Consider the following 23597-nt stretch of genomic DNA (forward strand, 5'->3'; position numbering starts at 1 on the left):
AGGGTTAAATAAAAACTCCTGAAAATAAGGTGTTTATAATTTCTATTAAATTTCCACCACTAAATTAATAAATATTTAATTTTTAATACATAAAATTCTATATATGATAATATTAAAATTATTACTCTTCAATTAAGTCTAACTCTACTTTTAGGTTATCTATAATAAACTCTTGTCTTGTTGGGGTATTTTTACCCATATAAAATGATAACAATTCTTCTATAGACATATTATCATCTAACATAATGGGATCTAAACGAATATCTTCTCCTATAAAGTGTTTAAATTCGTCTGGTGATATTTCGCCTAATCCTTTAAACCTTGTTATTTCTGGTTTTGGTTTAAGTTTTTCAATAGCGTTACGCCTTTCTTCTTCGGTATAACAATAAATAGTTTCTTTTTTATTTCTTACCCTAAATAGTGGGGTTTGTAAAATGTATAAATGTCCTTCTTTTATAACTTCTGGAAAAAATTGAAGAAAAAAGGTTATTAATAGCAAACGAATATGCATTCCATCTACATCGGCATCTGTTGCTATTACGACGTTGTTATAGCGCAAATCCTCTAAAGATTCTTCTATATTTAAAGCGGCTTGCAAAAGGTTAAACTCTTCGTTTTCGTAAACAATTTTTTTAGTAAGCCCGTAACAGTTTAATGGTTTACCTTTTAAGCTAAAAACGGCTTGTGTATTAACATCTCTTGATTTTGTGATACTTCCAGATGCCGAGTCGCCCTCTGTTATAAATAATGTTGTTTCTAGGTTGCGCTCGTTTTTTGTATCTCCAAAATGGACACGACAATCGCGTAGTTTTTTATTATGAAGGCTTGCTTTTTTAGCTCTATCTTTAGCTAGTTTTCTAATACCAGATAATTCTTTACGTTCGCGTTCTGCTTGTAAAATTTTACGTTGTATTTTCTCGGCAGATTCTGGGTTTTTATGTAAGTAGTTATCTAGCTTAGTTTTTAAAAAATCGTTTATATAAGTTCTTACTGTTGGCAAATCTCCTCCCATATCTGTAGAGCCTAACTTGGTTTTAGTTTGACTCTCAAAAACAGGTTCCATAACTTTAATTGCAATGGCGCTAACTATAGATTTTCTTATATCTGAAGCATCGTAATTTTTACCGTAAAACTCACGAATGGTTCTTACTAAAGATTCTCTAAAAGCATTTAAATGTGTGCCTCCTTGTGTTGTGTTTTGGCCATTTACAAAACTATTATACTCTTCGCTATATTGGGTTTTACTATGGGTTATGGCAACCTCAATATCATCGCCTCTTAAATGTATAATTGGGTATAACAGGTCTGTTTCTGCTATTTTTTCGGCTAATAGGTCTTTTAATCCATTTTCACTATAATACTTTTCGCCATTAAAAACTATGGTTAAACCTGGGTTTAAATACACATAGTTTTTAAGCATTTTCACCACATACTCACTTCTAAATTTATAGTTTTTAAAAATGGTTTCGTCTGGCACAAAGGATACTTTTGTTCCTTTTCTGCGGGTAGTATCGTCTAAATTTTCTTGGTTTATTAAATTTCCTTTTTCAAATTCTGCCGCTGCTGACTTTCCGTCTCTATTTGATTCTACTCTAAAATAATTAGAAAGTGCATTTACGGCTTTTGTACCAACGCCATTTAACCCAACAGATTTTTTAAATGCTTTAGAATCGTATTTACCACCGGTATTCATTTTAGAAACAACATCGACAACCTTTCCTAATGGAATACCTCGCCCATAATCGCGAACAATAACCTTACTGCCTTGTATAGAAATTTCTATGGTTTTACCGGCTCCCATAACAAACTCATCAATAGAGTTATCTAAGACTTCTTTTAATAGTATGTAAATACCATCATCTGGCGAAGAGCCATCACCAAGTTTACCAATATACATTCCTGGACGCATTCGAATATGCTCTTTCCAATCTAATGAACGTATATTATCTTCGGTATATTTGGTTTGTTCTGCCATTTATTTATAGAAAATTTAGTGAGGGTTGCTAATATAGTGTAACCTTTGAAAAAATAAAATAGCTAGGTTACAAAGTAATTAACAATATATATTAATAAGTTGGCACAATGGTTTTTATAATTTAAAACTCATTATACAACTTAAATTATTTAATTTACTCTTTTTATTTTCTACTAAAAAAGTATTTTGAATTTAAAAACAAACTTATTTTTTAAAAGCTACTCTTTGCATTTTTTCAGCCTTATCTTTCAGTATTTTATTTCTGTTTTTTAAAAGCTTTGTCATATACTTTTTTACGTATAAACAATTTAAAAATCTACCTAAAAGGCCAAATGGCAGTTTATAATAAAACCTATCTGTCATAACTGTTTTATTATTACTCATATGGAATATATGTTCGTGTTTATAAGCCTTAAACCCTCCACTAACTAATTCGTCTACAAATAGGTTTGGTGCTTTAAATTCGGTTATTTTTAAATTTAAATGCTGTACAAAACCTAAATGATTGGTTTCCCAAACTACATGATCGTTTAAATTAACTAGTCCTGAAGTTTTACCGCCAATTGCAATCTCTTCGGAGTGTTCTAGAGATTTTTGATAGAAGCCAACATCGCGTGCCAAATCAAAACAAATTTGTATATCTGCATTAATATGAGTTTCGACTTCTATTAAAGGCATAAGTAATTTTCTAATTAATTCTAAACTTGTAATTTATGTCAATTATATTAATAAAAAGATACAATAACAAACAAAAATTACTAACTAAACGTTAAACAAGAAATGCATTACATCGCCATCTTTTACAATATAATTTTTTCCTTCTACACGCATTTTTCCAGCTTCTTTAACTTTGGTTTCGCTTCCGTAGGTTACGTAATCTTCATAAGCTATAACTTCTGCTCGAATAAATCCTTTTTCAAAATCGGTATGAATTACACCAGCAGCTTGTGGCCCTGTTGCACCAATATTAACTGTCCATGCTCTTACTTCTTTAACACCTGCTGTAAAATAGGTTTGCTGATTAAGTAATTTATAAGCAGATCGTATTAATTTTGCCGAGCCAGGTTCGTCTAGACCTATATCTTGTAAAAACATTTGGCGCTCTTCATAATCGTCTAATTCATTAATATCTGCTTCTGTGCCTACGGCTAAAACCAAAACTTCGGCATTTTCGTTTTTTACGGCGTCCTTAACTTGTTCTACATAATCGTTTCCAGATACTGCTGCACCTTCATCTACATTACAAACATACATTACAGGCTTATCTGTAATAAATTGCGATGGTTTTACAAACTCGTTGTAATCTTCTTCAGAAAAATCTATGGCTCTTACAGAAATACCAGCTTCTAAATTTTCCTTTATTTTTAATAAAATAGCTTCTTCTTTTTGCGCCTCTTTATTTCCTGTTTTTGCGGCCCGCTTTACTTTGTCTAACTTCTTTTCTGCAGTTTCTAAATCTTTAAGTTGCAATTCCATGTCGATAGTTTCCTTATCTCGTATTGGGTTTACATTGCCATCTACATGCACAATATTATCATTATTAAAACAACGCAAAACATGAAGGATAGCATCGGTTTCGCGAATATTAGCTAAAAACTGATTACCCAACCCCTCGCCTTTACTAGCTCCTTTTACCAACCCAGCGATATCTACAATCTCTACAGTTGCCGGTATAACACGTTCTGGATTAACCAAAGACTCTAATTTTTCTAAACGTGGGTCTGGTACATTTACAACACCAATATTGGGTTCTATTGTACAAAACGGAAAGTTTGCACTTTGCGCTTTTGCATTTGATAAACAATTAAACAAAGTTGATTTCCCTACGTTTGGTAATCCTACGATTCCTGCTTTCATAATTAACTAATTTTTGCGAGTGCAAATATATAGTTTAATACTAGTATTTTATAATTTTTGTTACCCTGAATAAAACTAAACATTATTCACATTTATTGCTTTATTATTAAAAAATAATCAAAACATTAACCAATTTTATAACTATTTAACAAACTTAACTTATATTAGCATAAACTAACTCAAAATTAATTACATGAAAACAATTTACTTTTATCTATTATTTCTAACAACCACTTTAACCTTTGCTCAACAAAGCGTTAGTGGCGTTGTTAAAGATGCTTCTGGCGTACCTATTCCCGGTGTTAATATTACCGAAACGGGAACAACTAACGGCACAACTTCAGATTTTGACGGAAAATTTAGCATCAATGTTAATAATGGAGCTTCTTTAACATTTAGTTATGTTGGCTACAACTCTACCATTGTAGAAGTAAACAACCAATCTTCCTTAAATGTTGTTTTAGAAGAAGGCGTAAGTCTTGATGCTGTTGTTTTAGTAGGGTCTCGTAGCCCACGCAGAACGGCAACAGATACAGCTGTTCCTGTAGATGTTATAAATGTTTCAGAAATTGCTTCATCAACAGGAAAAGTTGAAGTTAATGAAATTTTACAATACGCAGCACCTTCATTTAATGCTAGCAAACAGTCTGGATCTGATGGAGCAGACCATATTGTACCTGCTTCTTTACGTGGTTTAGGCCCAGACCAAACCTTAGTTTTAATTAATGGTAAACGCAGGCATCAATCATCTTTAGTCAATGTATTTGGAACCAGAGGTCGTGGTAATTCTGGAACCGATTTAAATGCCATTCCTGCCAATGCTATTAAGCGCATAGAAGTTTTAAGAGATGGCGCATCTGCTCAATATGGGTCTGATGCCATTGCCGGAGTAATAAACATTGTTTTAAAAGATAATACCGATGGCTTTTCTGGAGGTATAACCTATGGCGCTTATAGTACTGCAATTGGCGATGGCTGGGAAGATGCAACAGGAGAAACCCTAAGCAATGTAGAAGGTAAAAACAGACTAGATGGTAAAGATAGAAGTTGGGATGGCGCCACAGTAAAAATTGACGCTAATTATGGCGTGGCGTTAAATGACAATGGTGGTTTTGTTAATTTTACTACCGAGTTTTTATCTAGACAAAATACTTTAAGACCTGGTTTTGCTTGGAGAAAAGGTTATGGTAGCGCTGGTGTTGATGGTTTTAATTTTATGATTAACGCCGCTTTACCTATTAACGATAATACCGAAGTTTATGCCTTTGGAGGAAGAAACTATAGAGATACGGATGCTTATGCTTTTTCTCGTGATAGTTTTGACGATGGAGATAACAGAGCCGTACCAAGTTTATACCCTAACGGATTTACACCTCGAATAACATCTAACATTACAGATGTTTCGGTTTCTGTAGGAGTTAAACATAAAATGGAAAATGGATGGAATGTTGATTTTAATAACACTTACGGAAAAAACAACTTTCATTATTTTATAAAAAATAGCAATAATGCTTCTATGAAAGATGCTTCGCCAACAGATTTTGATGCTGGTGGGCATTATTTATCTCAAAACACAACAGGTTTAGATTTTAATAAATATCTAGACGATGTGGCTTCTGGCTTAAGCTTAGCATTTGGTTTTGAATACAGAACCGAAAACTTTGGCATTTTTGCTGGCGAAGCACCTTCTTACGGGCTTTACGATGAAAACGGTGTTTTACTAACCAATCCTGGTACACAAACCGTTGCTACAGATTCTAATGGCGATGATTTACCAGGAGGATCGCAAGGTTTCCCTGGATATAGCCCAGCCAATGAAGTAGACAGAAGTAGAACCAACTATGGTATTTATTTTGACACAGAACTTAATGTAAGTGAAGATTTTATGCTTGCTGGTGCTGTTAGATTTGAAAACTACTCTGATTTTGGAACCACATTTAACGGAAAACTAGCAACTAGATTAAAAATTAGCGATAACTTCTCATTAAGAGGCTCGATATCAACAGGGTTTAGAGCACCTTCTTTAGCGCAACTATATTACAACTTAATATTTAACAATATTGTTGCTGGCACATCGGTTCCTTCATTATTATCTGCTAATAATAGTACCGTAACAAAAGCCTTTGGAATTGGACAACTTAACGAAGAAAAAGCTGTAAATACTAGTATTGGATTTACTTACAAAAATGGTGGTTTTTCTGCTACTGTTGATGCTTATTCTATTACTGTTAACGACCGTATTATTTTAACAGACAACTTTACAGACCAAACTATTTTAGGGCCATTAAATGTTGATGCTGCTCAATTTTTTGCAAATGGTGTTGACACTAGAACTAATGGACTTGATATTGTTTTAGGTTATGATTTTAATGTAGGTGAAAACGGAAAAATAAATACAGCACTAATAGGAAACTTTAACGATTTAAAAATTAAAAGTATCAATAACGGAAACTTAAACGAGTTTACATTTTTTGGACCTTTTTCTCAAGCCTATCTTAAAGCTGCTGCTCCAGACTATAAATTTGGTTTAAATCTTGGTTACTCTTGTAATAAATTTGATGCAACAGTTGCTTTAACACAATTTAGCGAAGTTACATTACAAGATTTTCAATGGGTAGATTCGCCTGCAACAACTCAAGCAGAAGCCGATGCTTTGTTCCCTGTAGCAACAGATATATACGAAGCTGCACTAGTTGTCGATTTAAGTCTAGGATACCAAATATCCGATAAAGTTAAATTTAGCTTAGGCGCAAATAACTTATTTAACCAATACCCAACACCTCAATTTGATGGTTGGACAGACCAAGGTGGTCTTGCTGATTCTGTACAAATGGGATCGGATGGCACGTATGTATTTGGTAGATTAAATTTTAGCTTATAAAAACGGTATACAACCAATAAAAAAAACCGGACAAATAGTTCGGTTTTTTTATTGGTATTTTTTAGATAAATTAGTTAAAACTCTAACCGCTTTTTTAGCATCTTTTTTATCTACAAAGATATGATCGTGGTAATAGCCAGCAATAACATTACAGCTTATGTCATGTAATGTTAACGCTGCCGAAAACTTTGCTGTTAACCCTACGGCTTCTAAAGAAGAATGAACCCGCAAAGTAATCCAAGATACCACACAAACATATCTTAAATTTAACATATCTGCTTTATTTTTTTCAATAACAACGGTAACACCTTCAGCCTCTTTAAATTCACAAATAGTATCTGCCCTATTTATAGCATCAAGGTTTTTAATTGTAGTAAAAACAAAATCGCCAGGATTAAGCAAGGGTTTCATCTCTTTTAATAACTTTTCTAAATTTTTCTCTCCGCTCATAATTAAATTTCATTTAAACAAACCTAATCATTAAAGTACTAAAAACAATTTTACTGTAACAATGTTTATTTTAAATCGTTTACCTAATACAAACACTTATCAATGAAAAAAATACTACTATCTACCTTTATTTGTTTTAGCTGCTTATTTACTTTTTCGCAAAACTTAACTTTAAAACTAATAGATAAACATAGTAAAACCCCAATTCCATACGCCACCATTAAAACAGGAAAACATAGCGGTACTATTACAAACGAAGAAGGGTATTTTACCGTAAATACTAGCAATAATAATTTAAGTATTACTATTTCTTGCATGGGTTACCAAAATAAAGTATTAAACATTCAAGATTTAAAACTTTTAAAAAACAGCATTGAGCTAGAAGAAGCCATTAACCAATTAAACGAGGTTTACATAAGTAACAAAGCGCCCAATGCAGACTCTATAATTGCAAAAGCTAAACGCAACATAAAAACCAACTACAACAATAACCTAAACAAACATTCTATTTTTAGACGAGTAACCAACTATGTTAATTTTAAAGATTTAAAATTCGAAATTGAAAAAGCTTCTCATGTAAAAAAGAAAAACTTAGAGTTTGCTAACAACGAACTAAAAACACTTTCTAAAAAAATTAAAGAAAGTAACATGGTTCATTTCGAAGATTTTAAAGGCGAACTATACACCTTTAACAAAGATACAAGCAAATTAATTGTAAATAAAGCAACTCAATTATTAGATTACGAAAACGATTTTACAATAGAACAAATACAGGAAAAAGCGCAACATATTATTTTAAAATACCTAGACACGACAAAAACATATAAATTAAAAACAGGCATTTTTAAAATTGATGATTCTTTATCGCTTAAAGAAGAAAACCAAAAAGATAATAGCAATAAAAAAGAGTACGAGGTTTCTCATTTAAATAACGAATCAAGATCGTTTTTAAAACGCTCGCAATTTTATAAAAATTCGTTTTTAAACAAAATTTTAAATTCTAATTTATACGAATACTCGCATGCAGACATAGTAAACAACAATAACGAATTAACGCATATTATAAATTTTTCTCCAAAAAAAGGAAAAGCTAAATATACAGGACAACTATTTATTAGTAATAACACATACGCTGTAACACGAATAGATTATAAATACTACAAAAACAGACATGGCGAAAAGGTAAACTTAAAACTAATTTTGGGCATAAAATATATTGAAAACGTTAGTACAGGCACCTTATTATTTGAAAAAGACAGCACCAACATATACCATCCAAAATATTTAAAACATACTTCTGGCAGCTATTTTTACGTAAACAGAGATGTTAAATTTATAGAAAATAGTAGCGCTAAAAACAAAGTGAATTTTAGCTTTAAAATTGAAGGTAATAATAGTAATAAAGAAGAGTTGCTCTTTACTGGAAATACAAAAATAAGTTTAAAAGATTTTGAAGCTATAAAACAAGACAAAGTTGTGCCTTACAAGCAATTAAACAAATTTGAAAAAACAATTTGGGAAAACGAGCAAATTATAGAGCCAAGTTTAGAAATGAAAGCATTTAAAACCAAATAACAAACGCTAAACCAAATCGTTAACAAAAAGAAACAAATTACCTTCGTTAAAACTAATCTTTATAGTATTAGCTATAGCTTTATTTCTGGTTCCTATACGGTTACCAATACACAAGTCTTCATTATTTAAGGCATATTGCAAACCCGTAGTAACAATACCTGCTGCCTTTGGAAAAGGAAATAAAGACACTATTTTACCTTTACAATTCGATAATTTTTCGTTTTTATTAGCTAAAAAGTAAAAACCATAATTATCAAAAAAAGTTATAGCTAACCTATTCTTCCATTTAAGCGCTGTATGCAAATTACCTAAAAAATGGTCTTGCTCTCTTCCGCTTGCTCCAAAAACATGAATTTCAACATACTGCTTATCAAACAAAACCTGCAAAATTTTATCAAAATCGGTGTAATCTTGATTTGGCGTATGTATAACCTCAACATGCTTAGGAAGCTTTTTTAACGAATCGAAATCACCACTTACAAAATCTGGCATTATATTTTGTTCATTTAACATATTAAAAGCACCATCTGTTGTACAAACAATACTATAATTTGTTAAATCTGGAATCGATTTTGGTGGTTCGCCATTTAAAAGAAGAAATACTTTTTTAAAATTCATTACAGCAAAACTACAAAATAAATGCACTTATTTATATTATTACATATCTTAAAGTTTTTGTCTTAAAAACAGGATTATATAATCATTATATTTATCCAATTTTATAAATAAACCATTATTATCCTTATGAGAAAAACGCTGCTTTTATATTTTGTTTTATTGCTTAGCATTAACTCCATTTCGCAAAATAAAGTTGAAATTGAATATGGCGATATTTTTAAAAACGATAAACGAGAAATTCCTGTTGATATTATTGGTAAAGATGAAAACGGATATTACCTACTTTACTCCGAAGGTAAGTACGGACAAGGAGACGACATGTTTTTAAGAAAATTTAATTTAGACCTAACACCAACAAACAAAGAAATAAATTTAAAAGACGAAAACTATGAAGGCAAATTTAATTCGCTTGGATTAACCAAATTAAAAACCAAAATTGTTCATGTTTTTTATTTATTAACTGATAACGGAAAAACCTATTATTACCAAAATATAGATTTAGCTACTTTTTCTTTAAGCCCCAAAAAACAAATTACAACCATTTTTAACGATTCAAAAAATGCTAAAAACTCATTAAGCAAATTCCTTATAAGTGATGATGAAAACACCATTACTCTTTTTTATACCATACCTAATAAAAATAAAGAAACTGCTAAAATTAGAATACAAACATTCGATTCAGATTTTAAAGAAAAGTCTAGCAACTATTTTAGTTTTCCCTATAATAACAATGTTTTATCATACAGAACCATTTTTATGAATAGTAAAAACGAACTGTTTATTGTTTGTAAAAAATACGATTCGTATAAAGTGTTAAACGATGCAAACAATTATAGGTACGAGTTTCAACTCTATCAAATTAAAAATAATCAATTAGGTTTGCTTACAACTATAAGGCCAGATAATGTGCACTTAAGAACTTTAAACACCACTTTAATTAATGATAACGAATTAGCATTTACAGGTTTATTTTCTGAAAAAAACATGTATGCCATGAATGGTGTATATGCCTCAAGAGTTAACTTAACTAATGGTGAAATTTTATCATCTAAATACAATAAATTTTCTTCAGATTTCTTTGTTAAACTTTTACAAGAAGGTAAAAAGAAACAAAAAGCCATAAAAAAATATAACGAAGGTAAACGTGCAGACCAAAATTATGTATTAAAAGAAACCATTAAACTTAACAACAACGAGTTGCTTGTACTTGCCGAGCAAATTTGGTCGTATTCTTATAATTACGCAATAACATATTATCATCACGACATAGCTGCCATAAAACTAGATAGCGAGAGTAACTTAATTTGGGCAAACAAAATTGGTAAAAGAAACAACAAAGCTAATGTTGCAATTTACAGTTCTTATCACCCTGTGTATAAAAATAACAATTTACATTTACTATACAATTGTAGTGCAAAAAACATAAATCATTCAACAGGTGGCCTTGTAAACTACTTTACAGATTTTGATAAAGCTTTTATTACCGCCAATCTAGACTTAAATACAGGCAATTATAAAAGGCAAATTTTAATTAAAAATGATCATTTAGAAGGTATAACCATTAGACCATCGTTATACAATTGGATTGATGATAATACATTACTAATGTTTGGTCAAGATATTGATAATTTAAAAAATCAACGATTTGTAAAGCTACAATTTTAAACAAAAAAAAATCCCAAGTTAAACTTGGGATTTTTTTTTATTTTTAATAATAAAATTAATCTTCTGGGTGCATAAATTTTTGCTTAGCAAGTAATTCTTCTTCTGTTTCAACAACATCTTCATCTGGCACACAACAATCTACAGGGCAAACGGCAGCACATTGTGGCTCGTCATGAAACCCTTTACACTCAGTACATTTGTCTGGCACAATGTAATAAAGCTCGTCACTTATAGGCTCTTGGGCTTCATTAGCATCAACCTCTGTACCATTAGTTAAAACCACAGTACCATCTAAACTTGTACCATCTTTATAGCGCCAATCATCGGCACCTTCATATATTGCAGTATTTGGGCACTCAGGTTCGCAAGCCCCACAATTTATACACTCATCTGTTATTATAATAGCCATAGTAATTTTTATCTTTTAAAATTTAAGAACTCTATTTGAGTTTCACTAAATTTGCAATTGCAAAAATAAAGCCAAAACCATTCATAACCAAATAAAGGATGCAATTACAAGAAAGAATTAATGCTTTTGTAAAATTAGGAGATTTTTTAAGGCAATTTTCTAACGAAGTTATCCAAAAGACAGATAATATTGAACACAATGAGTTATTTTTCGATGGCTTTAAACACCAAATAAAATTAGCCCAAGAACATAATGGTTGGTTTACAGAAAACAACATAAAATTTGCATTAAAATCTTGGGTAAATGCGCTAACAGCAAACAATTTAAACACTTGGCTAAAACCTTACGCCCTTGAAAAAATAAACCCCAAAAAAGTAGCTATTATCATGGCTGGTAATATTCCTCTAGTAGGGTTTCACGATTTTTTATCGGTACTTATATCTGGCCATAATGTATTAGTTAAGCAATCTTCAAACGACAAACATTTACTCCCCTATTTAAGCAAATATTTAGAGTATATAGAACCTCAATTTAAAAACAAAATAAGCTTTACCGAAGCCAAAGTAGAAAATTTTGATGCTGTAATCGCAACAGGTAGCAATAATACGGCTCGTTATTTTGAATATTATTTTAAAAACAAACCTTCTATTATTAGAAACAATAGAAACTCGGTAGCCATATTAACAGGACAAGAATCTGCTGAAGATTTAAAAAACCTATCCGAAGATATTTTTAGATATTATGGATTAGGTTGCAGAAACGTATCTAAACTTTTTGTGCCTAAAGGCTATGATTTTAAAGCTTTTTTTGAATCTATATACCATTGGCACACTATTATAGAAAAAGCAAAATACGCTAATAATTACGACTATAATAAAGCAGTGTACCTAATGAGTGAGTTTGATATGCTTGAAAACGGTTTCTTCATGATTAAAGAAGATAAAAGCTTTGCATCGCCAATTGCCACTCTATTTTACGAGTATTACAATGATGCTTCAGAATTAAAAGAAACTATAAAGGCTAAAAAAAATCAAATTCAATGTATCGTTTCCAAAGGGTTTACTAAAAATGAAATAGCATTTGGTAACACCCAAAAACCTCAACTTTGGGATTATGCGGATGATGTCGATTCTATTGAATTTTTATCAGCAATTTGACGAAAAAATTATTGATAATTTAATACTATTTACCCAATTAATTAGCACCTTTGTTACTTAAAATTTTGTACCATTTTACACTTAAAAATTTAAGGAAATAGTAGAAAATAAATATTAATTAAATTTACCCCGCAAATTCGCTTTTATAAAACAAAAGCGTAAATAGATTTAAACAATGAAAAAACATAACTTTAGTGCAGGACCATCAATTTTACCACCAGAAGTATTATTAAAAGCTTCTCAAGCAGTTGTCGATCTAGACAATAGTGGCTTATCCTTAATAGAAATATCTCACAGAAGTAAAGCGTTTGTTGATATTATGGAAAACGCTAGAGCTTTAGCTTTAGAGTTACTTGGTCTTGAAGGCAAAGGATATAAAGCATTATTTTTACAAGGCGGAGCTAGCACACAATTTTTAATGGTAGCTTTAAACCTATTAGAAAAAAGAGCAGGCTATTTAAACTCTGGCGCTTGGGCAGCAAAAGCCATTAAAGAAGCTAAAATTTATGATGACATTTACGAAGTAGCATCATCAAAAGATGCTAACTACAATTACATACCAAAAGGTTACGAAATCCCTGAAGATTATGATTATTTTCATTGCACTTCAAACAATACCATTTACGGTACCCAAATGAAATCATTTCCTCAAACTAACATTCCTTTAGTTTGCGATATGAGTAGCGATATATTTTCTAGAACACTAGATTTTACTCAATTTGACTTAATATATGCTGGTGCTCAAAAAAATATGGGACCTGCCGGCACCACTCTTGTAGTAATAAAAGAAGATATTTTAGGCAAAGTTTCTCGTAAAATACCTTCAATGATGGACTATAAAGTACATATTGATAAAAGCAGTATGTTTAACACACCTCCTGTTTTTCCTGTTTACACCTCTATGTTAACACTAGAATGGTTAAAAGCTCAAGGCGGAATTGCAGCCATAGAAAAAGAAAATGAAAAAAAATCGCGTTTAATGTATTCTGAAATAGATTTAAACCCGTTATTTAAAGGTTTTGCTTCTAAAGAAGATCGATCTAGTATGAACGCAACTTTTACTTTAGAAAACGACAACTTAAAAGAAACATTCGAAACCATGCTAAAAGAAGCAGGTGTAAGCGGTGTAAATGGTCATAGAAGTGTTGGCGGATACAGAGCTTCAATATACAACGCAATGCCTTTAGATAGCGTAAAGGTTCTTGTTGAAGTAATGAGCGAATTAGAAAGCAAAGCATAAAAACAATAAAATAATTTAAGCTGAATACATATTAGTTTTTAAAACTTTTTATGGTTTCAACTTTTCAACTATTAACTTACAATAATGAAAGTATTAGCAAACGACGGAGTTTCTCAAAGCGGTATTGATGCCTTAACAAAAGGTGGTTACGAAGTTATAACAACAACCGTAGCACAAGAACAATTAATTAACTACATAAACGAAAAAGACATCGCAGTACTTTTAGTACGTAGTGCAACTACAGTACGCAAAGACTTAATTGATGCGTGCCCTGGGTTAAAAATTATTGGTCGTGGTGGCGTTGGAATGGACAATATAGATGTTGAGTATGCCCGCGAAAAAGGTATAAGCGTAATAAACACACCGGCTGCATCATCTCACTCTGTTGCCGAATTAGTATTTGGGCACCTATATGGTTTAGCCCGTTTTTTACATAATGCTAATAGAGATATGCCACTTGAAGGAGATAGCAACTTTAAAGGCTTAAAAAAGGCTTATGCAAAAGGAACCGAATTAAAAGGCAAAACTTTAGGTGTTTTAGGCTTTGGTCGTATTGGTCAAGCTACAGCAAAAGTAGCTCTAGGTGCCGGAATGAAAGTTGTTGCTTTCGATCCTTTTCTAGAAAATGCTAACTTAGAACTAGAATTTTTTGACGGACAAAAAGTAAACTTCGATATTAAAACCATTTCAAAAGAAGACGTTTTAAAACAATCAGATTTTATAACACTACACGTTCCTGCCCAAAAAGAATATGTAATTGACGAAGCAGAATTTAACATGATGAAAGATGGTGTAATAATAGCTAATGCAGCTCGTGGTGGTGTACTTAACGAAGTTGCTTTAGTAAAAGCTATTGAAAGTGGAAAAGTAGCAAGAGCCGCTCTAGATGTTTTTGAAAAAGAACCTAAACCAGAAATGCAATTGTTAATGAACTCTGCATTATCTTTAACACCACATACAGGAGCAGCAACAAACGAAGCTCAAGATAGAATTGGTACCGAATTAGCATCACAAATTATTAGCATTTTAGGGTAATAATACTAGTTTTAAAACCATATGCTAAACTAAAATGTGACCAAAAGGTTATAATTGAGTCCTAACTATATAAGTTGGGACTTTTTTTTGTACTTTATGCTTCCAAATTATATAAAAACATTATTAATTAATATACAAAAACAATTATGGCTGGAATTTTAGATTTATTAAATAGTGACATTGGAAAAACCATTATAAGTGGTGTAGCAGGTTCTACAGGAAACGACACAAATAAAACAAGTAGCGTACTAACAATGGCTTTACCTGTTTTAATGAAAGCAATGCAACGCAATGCAGCAACACCTCAAGGAGCAGAAGGACTTATGGGTGCTTTACAAGGAAAGCACGATGGTAGCATTTTAGATAATTTAGGAGGTTTATTTAACGGTGGCGTAGATGATAATGTAAAAGAAGACGGGTCTAAAATACTGGGGCACGTTTTAGGAGCAAAACAATTAGGTGTTGAAAAAATATTAGGAGAAAAATCTGGTTTAGATGCCGGTTCTGTTGGAAACATATTAAAAGTTGCAGCTCCAATTTTAATGGGGGTTTTAGGAAAACAAAGCAGACAACAAAACGTAAACTCATCTAATGGTATTGGAGATCTGTTAGGAGGCATGCTTGGTGGAAGCTCTGCCGATAAAGAACAAAGCTTTTTAGAATCTATTTTAGATGCCGATGGAGATGGTAGTATTGTAGATGATGTAGCAGGAATGGTTCTAGGAAATGCTAGCAAAAAAGGTGGTATTGGAGGCCTATTAGGAGGACTTTTTGGAAAATAAAATTTATATAAATTAAATTTATAGAAAAGGGCTAAGCTTGAGTTTAGCCTTTTTTTTTGTTAAAAACTGCTAAAAACCAACTATTTAAACATCATTTTTGTAAATTTAATATAAAAATTAGGCCTAATTAATATATACAGTTACTAACTCGTTCTTTCTTTTATTGCCCGTAACGAGTTCTGTTAAAAAAGAAAAACAATCATTATGAAAAAAACAATATATATATTACTTGTTTTAGTATTTCTTTTCAATTGTAATACATCAAAAAAAACAACATCTAAAAAGGAAGAACGTTTAGAAAACTTAAAACAAAACGATACTGTTAAAATTGCAAATGACGATTTAGAATACGAAATTATAATAATAGAACCTGGCTTTAATTTCTGGTTAGCAAGTAGAGCTAGACAACGAGGCTATTATTCTCAACAGTTTTTAGAAGCGCGCAACATACAAAATGTTATAGCTTGGAACCAACGCGTAATACAACCTCAACGGTTTGACCCTAATTTATATGAATTACAAATTGATTACCAACAAGGCATAGATTATGGTTACGAAGTTAATTATATGCTTTATAATTATTTTGTATACTTTCAATTAACCTACAATCAAAGATTAAGTACATTTGTCCCTAGAATTTAAATCTGTTTTAATATTTTTGCATAAAATTGCATAAGTGGAGAAATTAAAAGCACGTTGGAACATAGAGCATAATTGGCAAATTATTGTCATTTTAATTGTCTTTGCTATTACAGGGTCTACAGCTTCTTATATTGGCAAGCCTATTTTAAGTTTTTTGGAAATTACTACCGACAATTTTGGCAACCTTGGATATTGGGTAATTCGTATTCTTCTTTTATTTGTAATGTATCAATTTTTGCTAGTTTTTTTTGGCTGGGCTTTTGGCCAACATAAATTTTTCTGGAATTTTGAAAAGAAAATGCTTCGTAGAATTGGATTAAAACGTTTTGTTGACTAATGCATTTTATAAAGGAACATATTATTTTTAAAGCTCTAGCTATTTTGCTAGGTTTAACGCTTTGGGTTCCTGCTGGAGTTAAATTAGCACATGTTTTTGAACATCATAAACACGAAGTATGTATTGGTGAAGATAGTACACACATACATAAAGTAGATTTAGATTGTGAGTTTCAAAAATTTAATACCGCACATCAATTATATGTAACTTTATATTTTAGTACGTTATTTCAAACCTCTACGCAAAATAGAGAATATAACTTAACTTATAAACTTCTTAACAATCATACCCCTTTATCTTTTTCGTTAAGAGGCCCTCCTATTTTAGTTTAAAACCTATTATTTTTAAACTAAAACAAAATTATCAATGAAATATTTTTTATTGATTATGGTACTCTGTTTTACAAACATTGTCCATACTCAAAATTGTACTTATACTTTTTTAGGTAAAGTAAAAGATTTTCATGACGGTACTTCAATGTCTGGAGCAACTGTTTATAATGAAACACTAAACACATATACTATTGCAGATATTAATGGAAAATTTTCTATTAAAAATTTGTGTGCCGGAAAATTAATTTTAGTTATATCTCACGTAGGTTGCGAAACCAAACGCATCGAGTTACAACTTAGCACAGATACGTACCAAGAAATAGTTATGGAGCATCATTTAGAAGAACTAAATCAAGTTACTGTAGCAGCCAATACAAAGGTTGAAAAAACATCCATTCAAAAATCACTTAAAAAGGCACAAATAGAAACTTTTACAGACAAATCTTTAGGAGATGCCTTAAACACAATAAGTGGTGTTTCATCCTTAAATACTGGCAATACCATTGTAAAACCCATGATACATGGTTTACACAGTAGCAGACTTTTAATTGTTAACAATAATGTACGCCTTTTTGATCAAGAATGGGGAGACGAACATGCTCCAAATATTGATGTAAACTCAAGCGGACGTATTGATGTTATAAAAGGTGCCAATACACTTATTTATGGAAGCGATGCTATTGGCGGATTAATATTAATTCGCCCAGAGAATTATGCTATAAAGGACAGCCTATTTGGAAGCACATCCGTATCTTTTAACACCAATGGATGGGGAGGTAATATTAACTCTGAACTTGTAAAAACTTTTAAAAGCGGTTTATATACTAAACTTCAAAGTAGTTATAAAACTTTTGGCGATTTTAAAGCGCCTAATTACCAATTAAGTAACACAGGTATAAAAAGTATAAATGCTTCAGCTAGAATTGGATACAAATCTCTTGAAAAAGGTTTCGATGTTTATTATAGTTTTGTAAATAATACTATTGGTATTCTAAGAGCATCTCATATAGGTAATACAAACGATTTAGTTCGGGCAATAAATAGCGGAGAGCCTCAATATATTTCAGATTTCTCTCACACTATTAATAATCCTAAGCAAGATATTTCGCATCATTTAGGGAAAGTAGAAGCCTATAAACGTTTTAAAGAATTTGGAAAATTAACATTACAATACGATTTTCAAATAAATAGAAGAAAAGAATTCGATTTAAGACGTGGAGATAGAAAAAACATACCCGTAGTCGATCTTAGATTATTTACAACATCGTTACAACCAAATTTAAGAATAGACGCATACGAAAATTTAAAACTTAATACCGGACTATTATTACGTTACCAACAAAATGATGCCATTTCTGGAACAGGAACAAACCCTTTAATTCCAGATTTTGACAAATATGACGTTGGAGTTTATGCAACAGGAACTTATAGCTTAGATCTGTTTTCTGAAATTAGTGCTGGTTTTAGGTATGATTACTCTCGAATAGAAGCTACAAAGCGTTACAGAGTTACAGATTGGGATGAAACTTATAATTACGACGAATTGTTTCCTGAGTTTAATACTGGTGTCATTGAATCTTCTAGATACATTACACATCCCGAATTTTCATACCATAATATTTCAGCAAGCTTAGGTTTTTTGAAACACTTAAGTAATGATTTTGAGTTCTTAATAAATTATGGTTTAGCCTCAAGAGTACCAAACCCTTCAGAATTATTTAGCGATGGTTTACACCATAGCGCTGCAAGGATTGAAATTGGGCAATTAACCATGAAAAAAGAAACAGCAAATAAACTTATAGTTTCTTTAGAACGAAATCATCAAAATTTTGGTTTTACAATTAGTCCATATTATAAACATATTTCTAATTTCACTCAATTAATACCAATAGGAACAACAACAACTGTTAGAGGTGCTTTTCCTGTGTGGGAGTACAACCAAACTCGTGCTCAAATATTTGGTATCGATTTAGATTTACGTAAAAAAATCACAAATACAATTAATTATACTGGAAGTTTAAGCTTATTAAAAGGTGATAATCTATCTGAAGATATCTCGTTAATTAATATGCCAGCTACCAATTTTTCTAATAAGTTAACTTACGTTAACGAAAAACTAAATCAATTATCTATTGGTTTAAAACAAAAAACTGTATTACAACAAAACAATTTCCCCGATTATAATTTTTACACTTTTGATGCTACACTACAAGAAGATGTTTTTGTAGACATTAGCTCAACACCAGCCGCTTATACGCTTTTTAATTTTAACAGCTCTGCTAGTTTTAAAGCGTTTAATACTGGAACTTTAAAAGTAGAGTTTAATATAGAAAACTTGTTTAATGTATCTTATAGAGAACACTTAAATAGGTTAAGATACTTTACAGACGAAGTAGGTAGAAATTTTAACATAAAACTTAAATTAAATTATTAAAACAAAATACCATGATAACTTTAAATATAAAGAAAATGAAAACTATTAAATTATTAGCCCTAACATTAATTTCTAGCTTAACAATTTTAAGCTGTTCTAGTGATGATGATCACAATGACCATGACCACGACCATGATGAAGAACTTATTACAACTGTAAAATACAAACTTACAAATGGAAATAACGTTGTTACTTTAACGTTCCAAGATTTAGATGGAGAAGGTGGTGCAGATGGCACATACGATGTGTCTGGTAAATTAGCAGCTAACACAACTTATACTGGTAGTATAGAATTATTAAATGAAACAGAAAACCCAGCTGAAGATATTACCGAAGAAGTTGAACACGAGGGCGACGAGCACGAATTTTTCTACTCATCATCTATTTCTGGAATTACTATTACAAAAGATGATACAGATGATGACAATAACCCAATAGGAATAGAAACTACTTTAACTACTGGTGATGCTGGCACAGGTACTTTATCTATAATTTTAAAACATGAACCAACAAAACCTAATGACGGGACATCTGCTGGTGCTGGAGGAAGTACAGATGTTGAAGTAACATTTGCTATAGAAGTAGAGTAAAATTTGTTTTTTGTAATACAGAAAAAAAGAGGCTTATAATTATAAGCCTCTTTTTTTGTTTACATTTTATAAATCTTTAATATATTTAAAAAATCATTTTATTTTTTAGTGCTACTTTATTTCTGTTTATTAACACAAAACCATTCTTTTGAGAATTGAGCAATTAACATTTACAAGATTTATTGCAGCAATATTAATTGTAATTTTTCATTATGGTAGAGAGACTTTTTTCTTTACCAATTCTCATATTTCATTTATTTTTAAGCAAGCAAATGTTGGCGTAAGCTATTTTTTTGTGCTTTCTGGTTTTGTTATGATAATAGCCTATAAAAACAAAAAGGCAATTCCGTTTTTAAAATTTTTAAAAAATAGGCTTGCTAGAATTTATCCTGTTTACTTAATGGCTATTATTCTGGTTCTTATTTTTAAAGTATATAATGCATTTAGCATTGTAGACTTGCCTTTAAATTTATTCATGATTCAAGCTTGGTTTCATGATAAAGCTTTAAGTATAAATACTCCTGGTTGGTCTTTATCTGTAGAATTTTTCTTCTATTTACTTTTTCCTTTTTTAATGAATAGATACTATACTAAAATACATTTAAAAACACTTGCGTTTTGGATTATATCGTTTTGGATTATTAGTCAAATAGTTTATCATTTATTAGTATTTAAAAGTATTGAAATTCCATTTTTTGTTAAGAAAGACATCTCTTACCATCCTGTAATGCATCTCAATGCCTTTTTAGTTGGAAATTTAGCTGGCTTATTCTTCATAAAAAATCGAGATAAACTTAAAAGCAATTATCGCTTAGTCATAATATTATTACTTTTTATATTGGTTTTACTATTAAAGTTTTCTTTTGGATTAAACTACCATAACGGATTGTTATCATTAATTTTTGCGCCATTAATTATTTTAATGTCACTAAATAATGATAAAATTACACAAATACTTTCCCATAGGTTATTCGTTTTTTTAGGTGAAATAAGCTACGGAATTTATATTCTTCAATTCCCAATTTGGGCACTTTTAAATAACTATAGAATGAGGACTTATTTTAAAGTTAACCCTGAAGAAGATTATTTATTAACGTTTACTATCAGACTATTTATATTAATAATAATTGCTGGCTTTAGTTATGTGTTATTTGAAAAACCACTACGTGCCAAAATAAAGAATTTGAGGTTTATTAATTAATGTAAGACAAATTAAAAAAACAAAAAGCTACACTTTTAAAGTATAGCTTTTTGTTTTTAATTATTTAAATAAAACCTATCTTGAATAATTAGGAGACTCTTTAGTAATTGTTACATCGTGCGGATGGCTTTCATTAATTCCACTAGCAGTAATTTTAACAAACTGCCCGGTTTCTTTTAACGTTTCAATATCTTTCGCACCGCAATATCCCATTCCTGCTCGTAAACCACCAACAAATTGATGTATACTTTCGTTTAATTCTCCTTTATATGGTACACGCCCAACAATACCTTCGGGCACTAACTTTTTAATATCGTCTTCAACATCTTGGAAATAACGGTCTTTACTTCCTTTTTTCATAGCTTCAACAGAGCCCATACCACGGTAAGATTTAAACTTTCTTCCTTCATAAATAATAGTTTCACCAGGCGATTCTTTTGTACCTGCTAATAAAGACCCTAACATTACAGTATCTGCTCCTGCTGCTATAGCTTTAGGAATATCGCCAGTATATCGAATACCTCCATCGGCTATTACTGGTACTCCACTTCCTTTAATGGCTGCAGCTACTTCTAACACAGCCGAAAACTGCGGAAAACCAACACCAGCAACCACTCGAGTTGTACAAATAGACCCTGGTCCAATACCCACTTTTACAGCATCTGCTCCTGCTTCTACTAAATATTTTGCTGCAGCTCCAGTAGCAATATTTCCAACAATAACATCTAATTCTGGGAATTTAGATTTTATTTCTTTTAATACTCCAACTACACCCTTTGTGTGTCCGTGAGCTGTATCTATAACCACAGCATCAACACCTGCACCAACTAATGCTTCTGCTCTATCTACAGCATCGCCTGTTACTCCAATGGCTGCAGCAACACGTAAACGACCGTATTTGTCTTTATTTGCATTAGGTTTTTGGCTTAGTTTTGTTATATCTCTAAAAGTTATTAATCCAGATAATTTAAAATTATCGTCAACAATTAATAGCTTTTCAATTTTATGTTTTTGAAGTGTTTCCTCAGCATCTTGTAAAGAGGTTCCAACGGCTGCAGTTACTAAGTTATCACTTGTCATAACTTCAATTATTGGACGCTTATTATCGTGCTCGAAACGTAAATCTCTATTTGTAACAATACCTTTTAGTATACCATCTTCATCCACAATAGGAATACCGCCTATGCTATACTCTGCCATGTACTTTTTTGCTTGCTTTACTTTAGCAGTAAGAGGCAACGTTACAGGATCAATAATCATCCCGCTTTCTGCACGCTTTACTTTTTTAACTTTTTGTGCTTGAGCTTCTATAGACATATTTTTATGTAACACACCAATACCTCCTTCTTGCGCCATGGCTATAGCCATTTTACTTTCGGTTACCGTATCCATAGCGGCAGATATTATAGGTACATTAATAGTAATGTTACGGGTAAATTTTGTTTGAATATTTACCTCTCTAGGAAGTACTTCAGAAAAAGCTGGTACTAATAGAACGTCGTCATAAGTTAAACCTTCTCCGACTATTTTGTTTTCGTGTGCAGTCATGTGGCAATTACAGTTATAATTGCGTGCAAATATACGCATTTATTTAGTACTATTTGTTAATTGTAGATTAAGAAGAAAAAAAATAAAATATACTTTCATGACATTAAAATAATGCATAGATTTGAATTGTTATTTATATTTAGTCTAAATAAAAACAAATGAATCATAAATATAAAACATTAGCCAAAAATTGTTATGGGCAATTAACATACTGTATAAACTGTAAAATATATCATCTTACATTTAATAATATATATCTAGAATTTAATGAAAATGAAATGGTAAGGTTTAAAGAATATATTCTAGAATTAGAAGCAGATTATTGGCAAATACCAAATGATGCATTTATAATGAATAGAAAATTTCCGATTAAAACAATGCAGCAAAACTTATCATTAATATTCAATAAACAAGAATTACGTGCCATAAAAAATCTTATAACTCGGTTTAATAAAAGTAATACTGAGACACTACGTGTTTACGATATTGATTATTTATTCTATTTAAATTGATTAATTATGAATGATGCTAATATTATATATAAAACAGATTTAGGTTTCTCTTTTAATTGGAAAAGGTGCGATGCCAAACATATAAGCAGCATAAACTTAGTTATAAGTGACGTTGCTTTTATTTTAAATAAAGAAGATTTAGTGAACTTTTCAAATTATATAAATATAGCATTAAACAGACCAATAGATACTACCTGTAATAATAAATACTGTAACAAAACTATTTTGTTAGAAACACCTGTAGAAAATATTACTTTAATAAAAAGTTATAAAGAGCTTTTAATTATTAAAGAGCTAATTAATGGTACTTTATTTGAATTAGGCTTAAGCGCTTTATTAAAAAAAATATTATAATTA

22 protein-coding genes are annotated in these 23597 nt (G+C 30.9%); 15 read left to right on the plus strand and 7 right to left on the minus strand.

The genetic code is table 11. The features are described 5' to 3' along the window. Positions 1-121 precede the first annotated feature (121 nt). The 3 genes from ACNG5D_RS10285 to ychF form a co-directional block, all read right to left on the minus strand. A complete protein-coding gene (locus ACNG5D_RS10285) occupies positions 122-1975 on the minus strand; it encodes a DNA topoisomerase IV subunit B (protein WP_418183431.1) in 1854 nt (617 codons plus the stop codon). Positions 1976-2179: 204 nt separating this feature from the next. Next, entirely contained in the window at positions 2180-2653 is a 474-nt protein-coding gene (locus ACNG5D_RS10290; RefSeq protein ID WP_418183432.1) for an SRPBCC family protein, read from the minus strand. Between the two features lie 84 nt (positions 2654-2737). Then, entirely contained in the window at positions 2738-3832 is a 1095-nt protein-coding gene (ychF, locus tag ACNG5D_RS10295) for a redox-regulated ATPase YchF (RefSeq protein ID WP_418183433.1), read from the minus strand. Between the two features lie 193 nt (positions 3833-4025). Between ychF and ACNG5D_RS10300 the strand changes: the two genes are divergently transcribed. After that, positions 4026-6713, plus strand: a complete 2688-nt coding sequence (locus tag ACNG5D_RS10300; RefSeq protein WP_418183434.1) for a TonB-dependent receptor — start codon at positions 4026-4028, stop codon at positions 6711-6713. 48 nt (positions 6714-6761) lie between these two features. Here the strand turns inward: ACNG5D_RS10300 and ACNG5D_RS10305 are convergent, their stop codons facing one another. After that, positions 6762-7163: an ACT domain-containing protein gene (locus ACNG5D_RS10305; RefSeq protein WP_418183435.1), complete on the minus strand. Its 402-nt coding sequence runs from the start codon at positions 7161-7163 to the stop codon at positions 6762-6764. Positions 7164-7265: 102 nt separating this feature from the next. Here ACNG5D_RS10305 and ACNG5D_RS10310 point away from each other — a divergent pair, with 102 nt between their 5' ends. Next, on the plus strand, positions 7266-8738 hold the full coding sequence (locus ACNG5D_RS10310) for a carboxypeptidase-like regulatory domain-containing protein (protein WP_418183436.1): 1473 nt from the start codon (positions 7266-7268) through the stop codon (positions 8736-8738). A 6-nt stretch (positions 8739-8744) separates the two neighbouring features. On the opposite strand, the gene ACNG5D_RS10315 is transcribed toward ACNG5D_RS10310, so the two are convergent. Beyond that, positions 8745-9356 (minus strand): thiamine diphosphokinase, encoded by a 612-nt coding sequence (locus tag ACNG5D_RS10315; protein ID WP_418183437.1) that lies wholly within the window; start codon positions 9354-9356, stop codon positions 8745-8747. A 126-nt stretch (positions 9357-9482) separates the two neighbouring features. On the opposite strand from ACNG5D_RS10315, the gene ACNG5D_RS10320 reads away from it, so the two are divergent. Beyond that, entirely contained in the window at positions 9483-11021 is a 1539-nt protein-coding gene (locus tag ACNG5D_RS10320) for a hypothetical protein (protein WP_418183438.1), read from the plus strand. Between the two features lie 55 nt (positions 11022-11076). Here ACNG5D_RS10320 and ACNG5D_RS10325 read toward each other — a convergent pair whose 3' ends face one another. Next, positions 11077-11430 (minus strand): 4Fe-4S dicluster domain-containing protein, encoded by a 354-nt coding sequence (locus ACNG5D_RS10325; RefSeq protein WP_418183439.1) that lies wholly within the window; start codon positions 11428-11430, stop codon positions 11077-11079. A 98-nt stretch (positions 11431-11528) separates the two neighbouring features. Between ACNG5D_RS10325 and ACNG5D_RS10330 the strand changes: the two genes are divergently transcribed. From ACNG5D_RS10330 to ACNG5D_RS10375, 10 genes are all read left to right on the plus strand, one after another. Further along, positions 11529-12587, plus strand: a complete 1059-nt coding sequence (locus ACNG5D_RS10330) for an acyl-CoA reductase (RefSeq protein WP_418183440.1) — start codon at positions 11529-11531, stop codon at positions 12585-12587. 175 nt (positions 12588-12762) lie between these two features. Then, positions 12763-13827 (plus strand): 3-phosphoserine/phosphohydroxythreonine transaminase, encoded by a 1065-nt coding sequence (serC, locus tag ACNG5D_RS10335; RefSeq protein WP_418183441.1) that lies wholly within the window; start codon positions 12763-12765, stop codon positions 13825-13827. An 84-nt stretch (positions 13828-13911) separates the two neighbouring features. Continuing rightward, the gene (locus ACNG5D_RS10340; RefSeq protein ID WP_418183442.1) at positions 13912-14862 is read left to right on the plus strand and encodes a D-2-hydroxyacid dehydrogenase; all 951 of its coding nucleotides are present in this window, start codon (positions 13912-13914) and stop codon (positions 14860-14862) included. Between the two features lie 146 nt (positions 14863-15008). Next, entirely contained in the window at positions 15009-15644 is a 636-nt protein-coding gene (locus ACNG5D_RS10345; protein ID WP_418183443.1) for a DUF937 domain-containing protein, read from the plus strand. A gap of 204 nt (positions 15645-15848) precedes the next feature. Then, positions 15849-16286: a DUF6146 family protein gene (locus ACNG5D_RS10350; RefSeq protein ID WP_418183444.1), complete on the plus strand. Its 438-nt coding sequence runs from the start codon at positions 15849-15851 to the stop codon at positions 16284-16286. Positions 16287-16320: 34 nt separating this feature from the next. After that, positions 16321-16623 carry a DUF6787 family protein gene (locus tag ACNG5D_RS10355; protein ID WP_418183445.1) on the plus strand — a complete coding sequence of 101 codons (303 nt, stop codon included), beginning with the start codon at positions 16321-16323 and terminating at the stop codon, positions 16621-16623. Next, positions 16623-16955 carry a hypothetical protein gene (locus tag ACNG5D_RS10360; protein ID WP_418183446.1) on the plus strand — a complete coding sequence of 111 codons (333 nt, stop codon included), beginning with the start codon at positions 16623-16625 and terminating at the stop codon, positions 16953-16955. The genes ACNG5D_RS10355 and ACNG5D_RS10360 overlap by 1 nt, the downstream gene beginning before the upstream one ends. Positions 16956-16989: 34 nt before the next feature. Then, positions 16990-19389, plus strand: coding sequence for a TonB-dependent receptor (locus ACNG5D_RS10365; RefSeq protein ID WP_418183447.1), 2400 nt, complete (start codon positions 16990-16992; stop codon positions 19387-19389). Between the two features lie 35 nt (positions 19390-19424). Further along, a complete protein-coding gene (locus tag ACNG5D_RS10370; protein WP_418183448.1) occupies positions 19425-19979 on the plus strand; it encodes a type 1 periplasmic binding fold superfamily protein in 555 nt (184 codons plus the stop codon). Positions 19980-20127: 148 nt separating this feature from the next. Next, on the plus strand, positions 20128-21180 hold the full coding sequence (locus ACNG5D_RS10375) for an acyltransferase family protein (protein WP_418183449.1): 1053 nt from the start codon (positions 20128-20130) through the stop codon (positions 21178-21180). A 75-nt stretch (positions 21181-21255) separates the two neighbouring features. On the opposite strand, the gene guaB is transcribed toward ACNG5D_RS10375, so the two are convergent. After that, positions 21256-22728, minus strand: coding sequence for an IMP dehydrogenase (guaB, locus tag ACNG5D_RS10380; protein ID WP_418183450.1), 1473 nt, complete (start codon positions 22726-22728; stop codon positions 21256-21258). Between the two features lie 158 nt (positions 22729-22886). On the opposite strand from guaB, the gene ACNG5D_RS10385 reads away from it, so the two are divergent. Together ACNG5D_RS10385 and ACNG5D_RS10390 are read left to right on the plus strand one after the other, a co-directional pair. Next, positions 22887-23240, plus strand: a complete 354-nt coding sequence (locus ACNG5D_RS10385) for a DUF6686 family protein (RefSeq protein ID WP_418183451.1) — start codon at positions 22887-22889, stop codon at positions 23238-23240. 6 nt (positions 23241-23246) lie between these two features. Then, complete coding sequence (locus ACNG5D_RS10390; RefSeq protein ID WP_418183452.1) at positions 23247-23594, plus strand: hypothetical protein; 348 nt, start codon at positions 23247-23249, stop codon at positions 23592-23594. The last annotated feature ends 3 nt before the right edge of the window (positions 23595-23597 follow it).

It is taken from the genome of Algibacter ulvanivorans, from assembly GCF_048381495.1.
GTDB lineage: Bacteria > Bacteroidota > Bacteroidia > Flavobacteriales > Flavobacteriaceae > Algibacter_B > Algibacter_B ulvanivorans.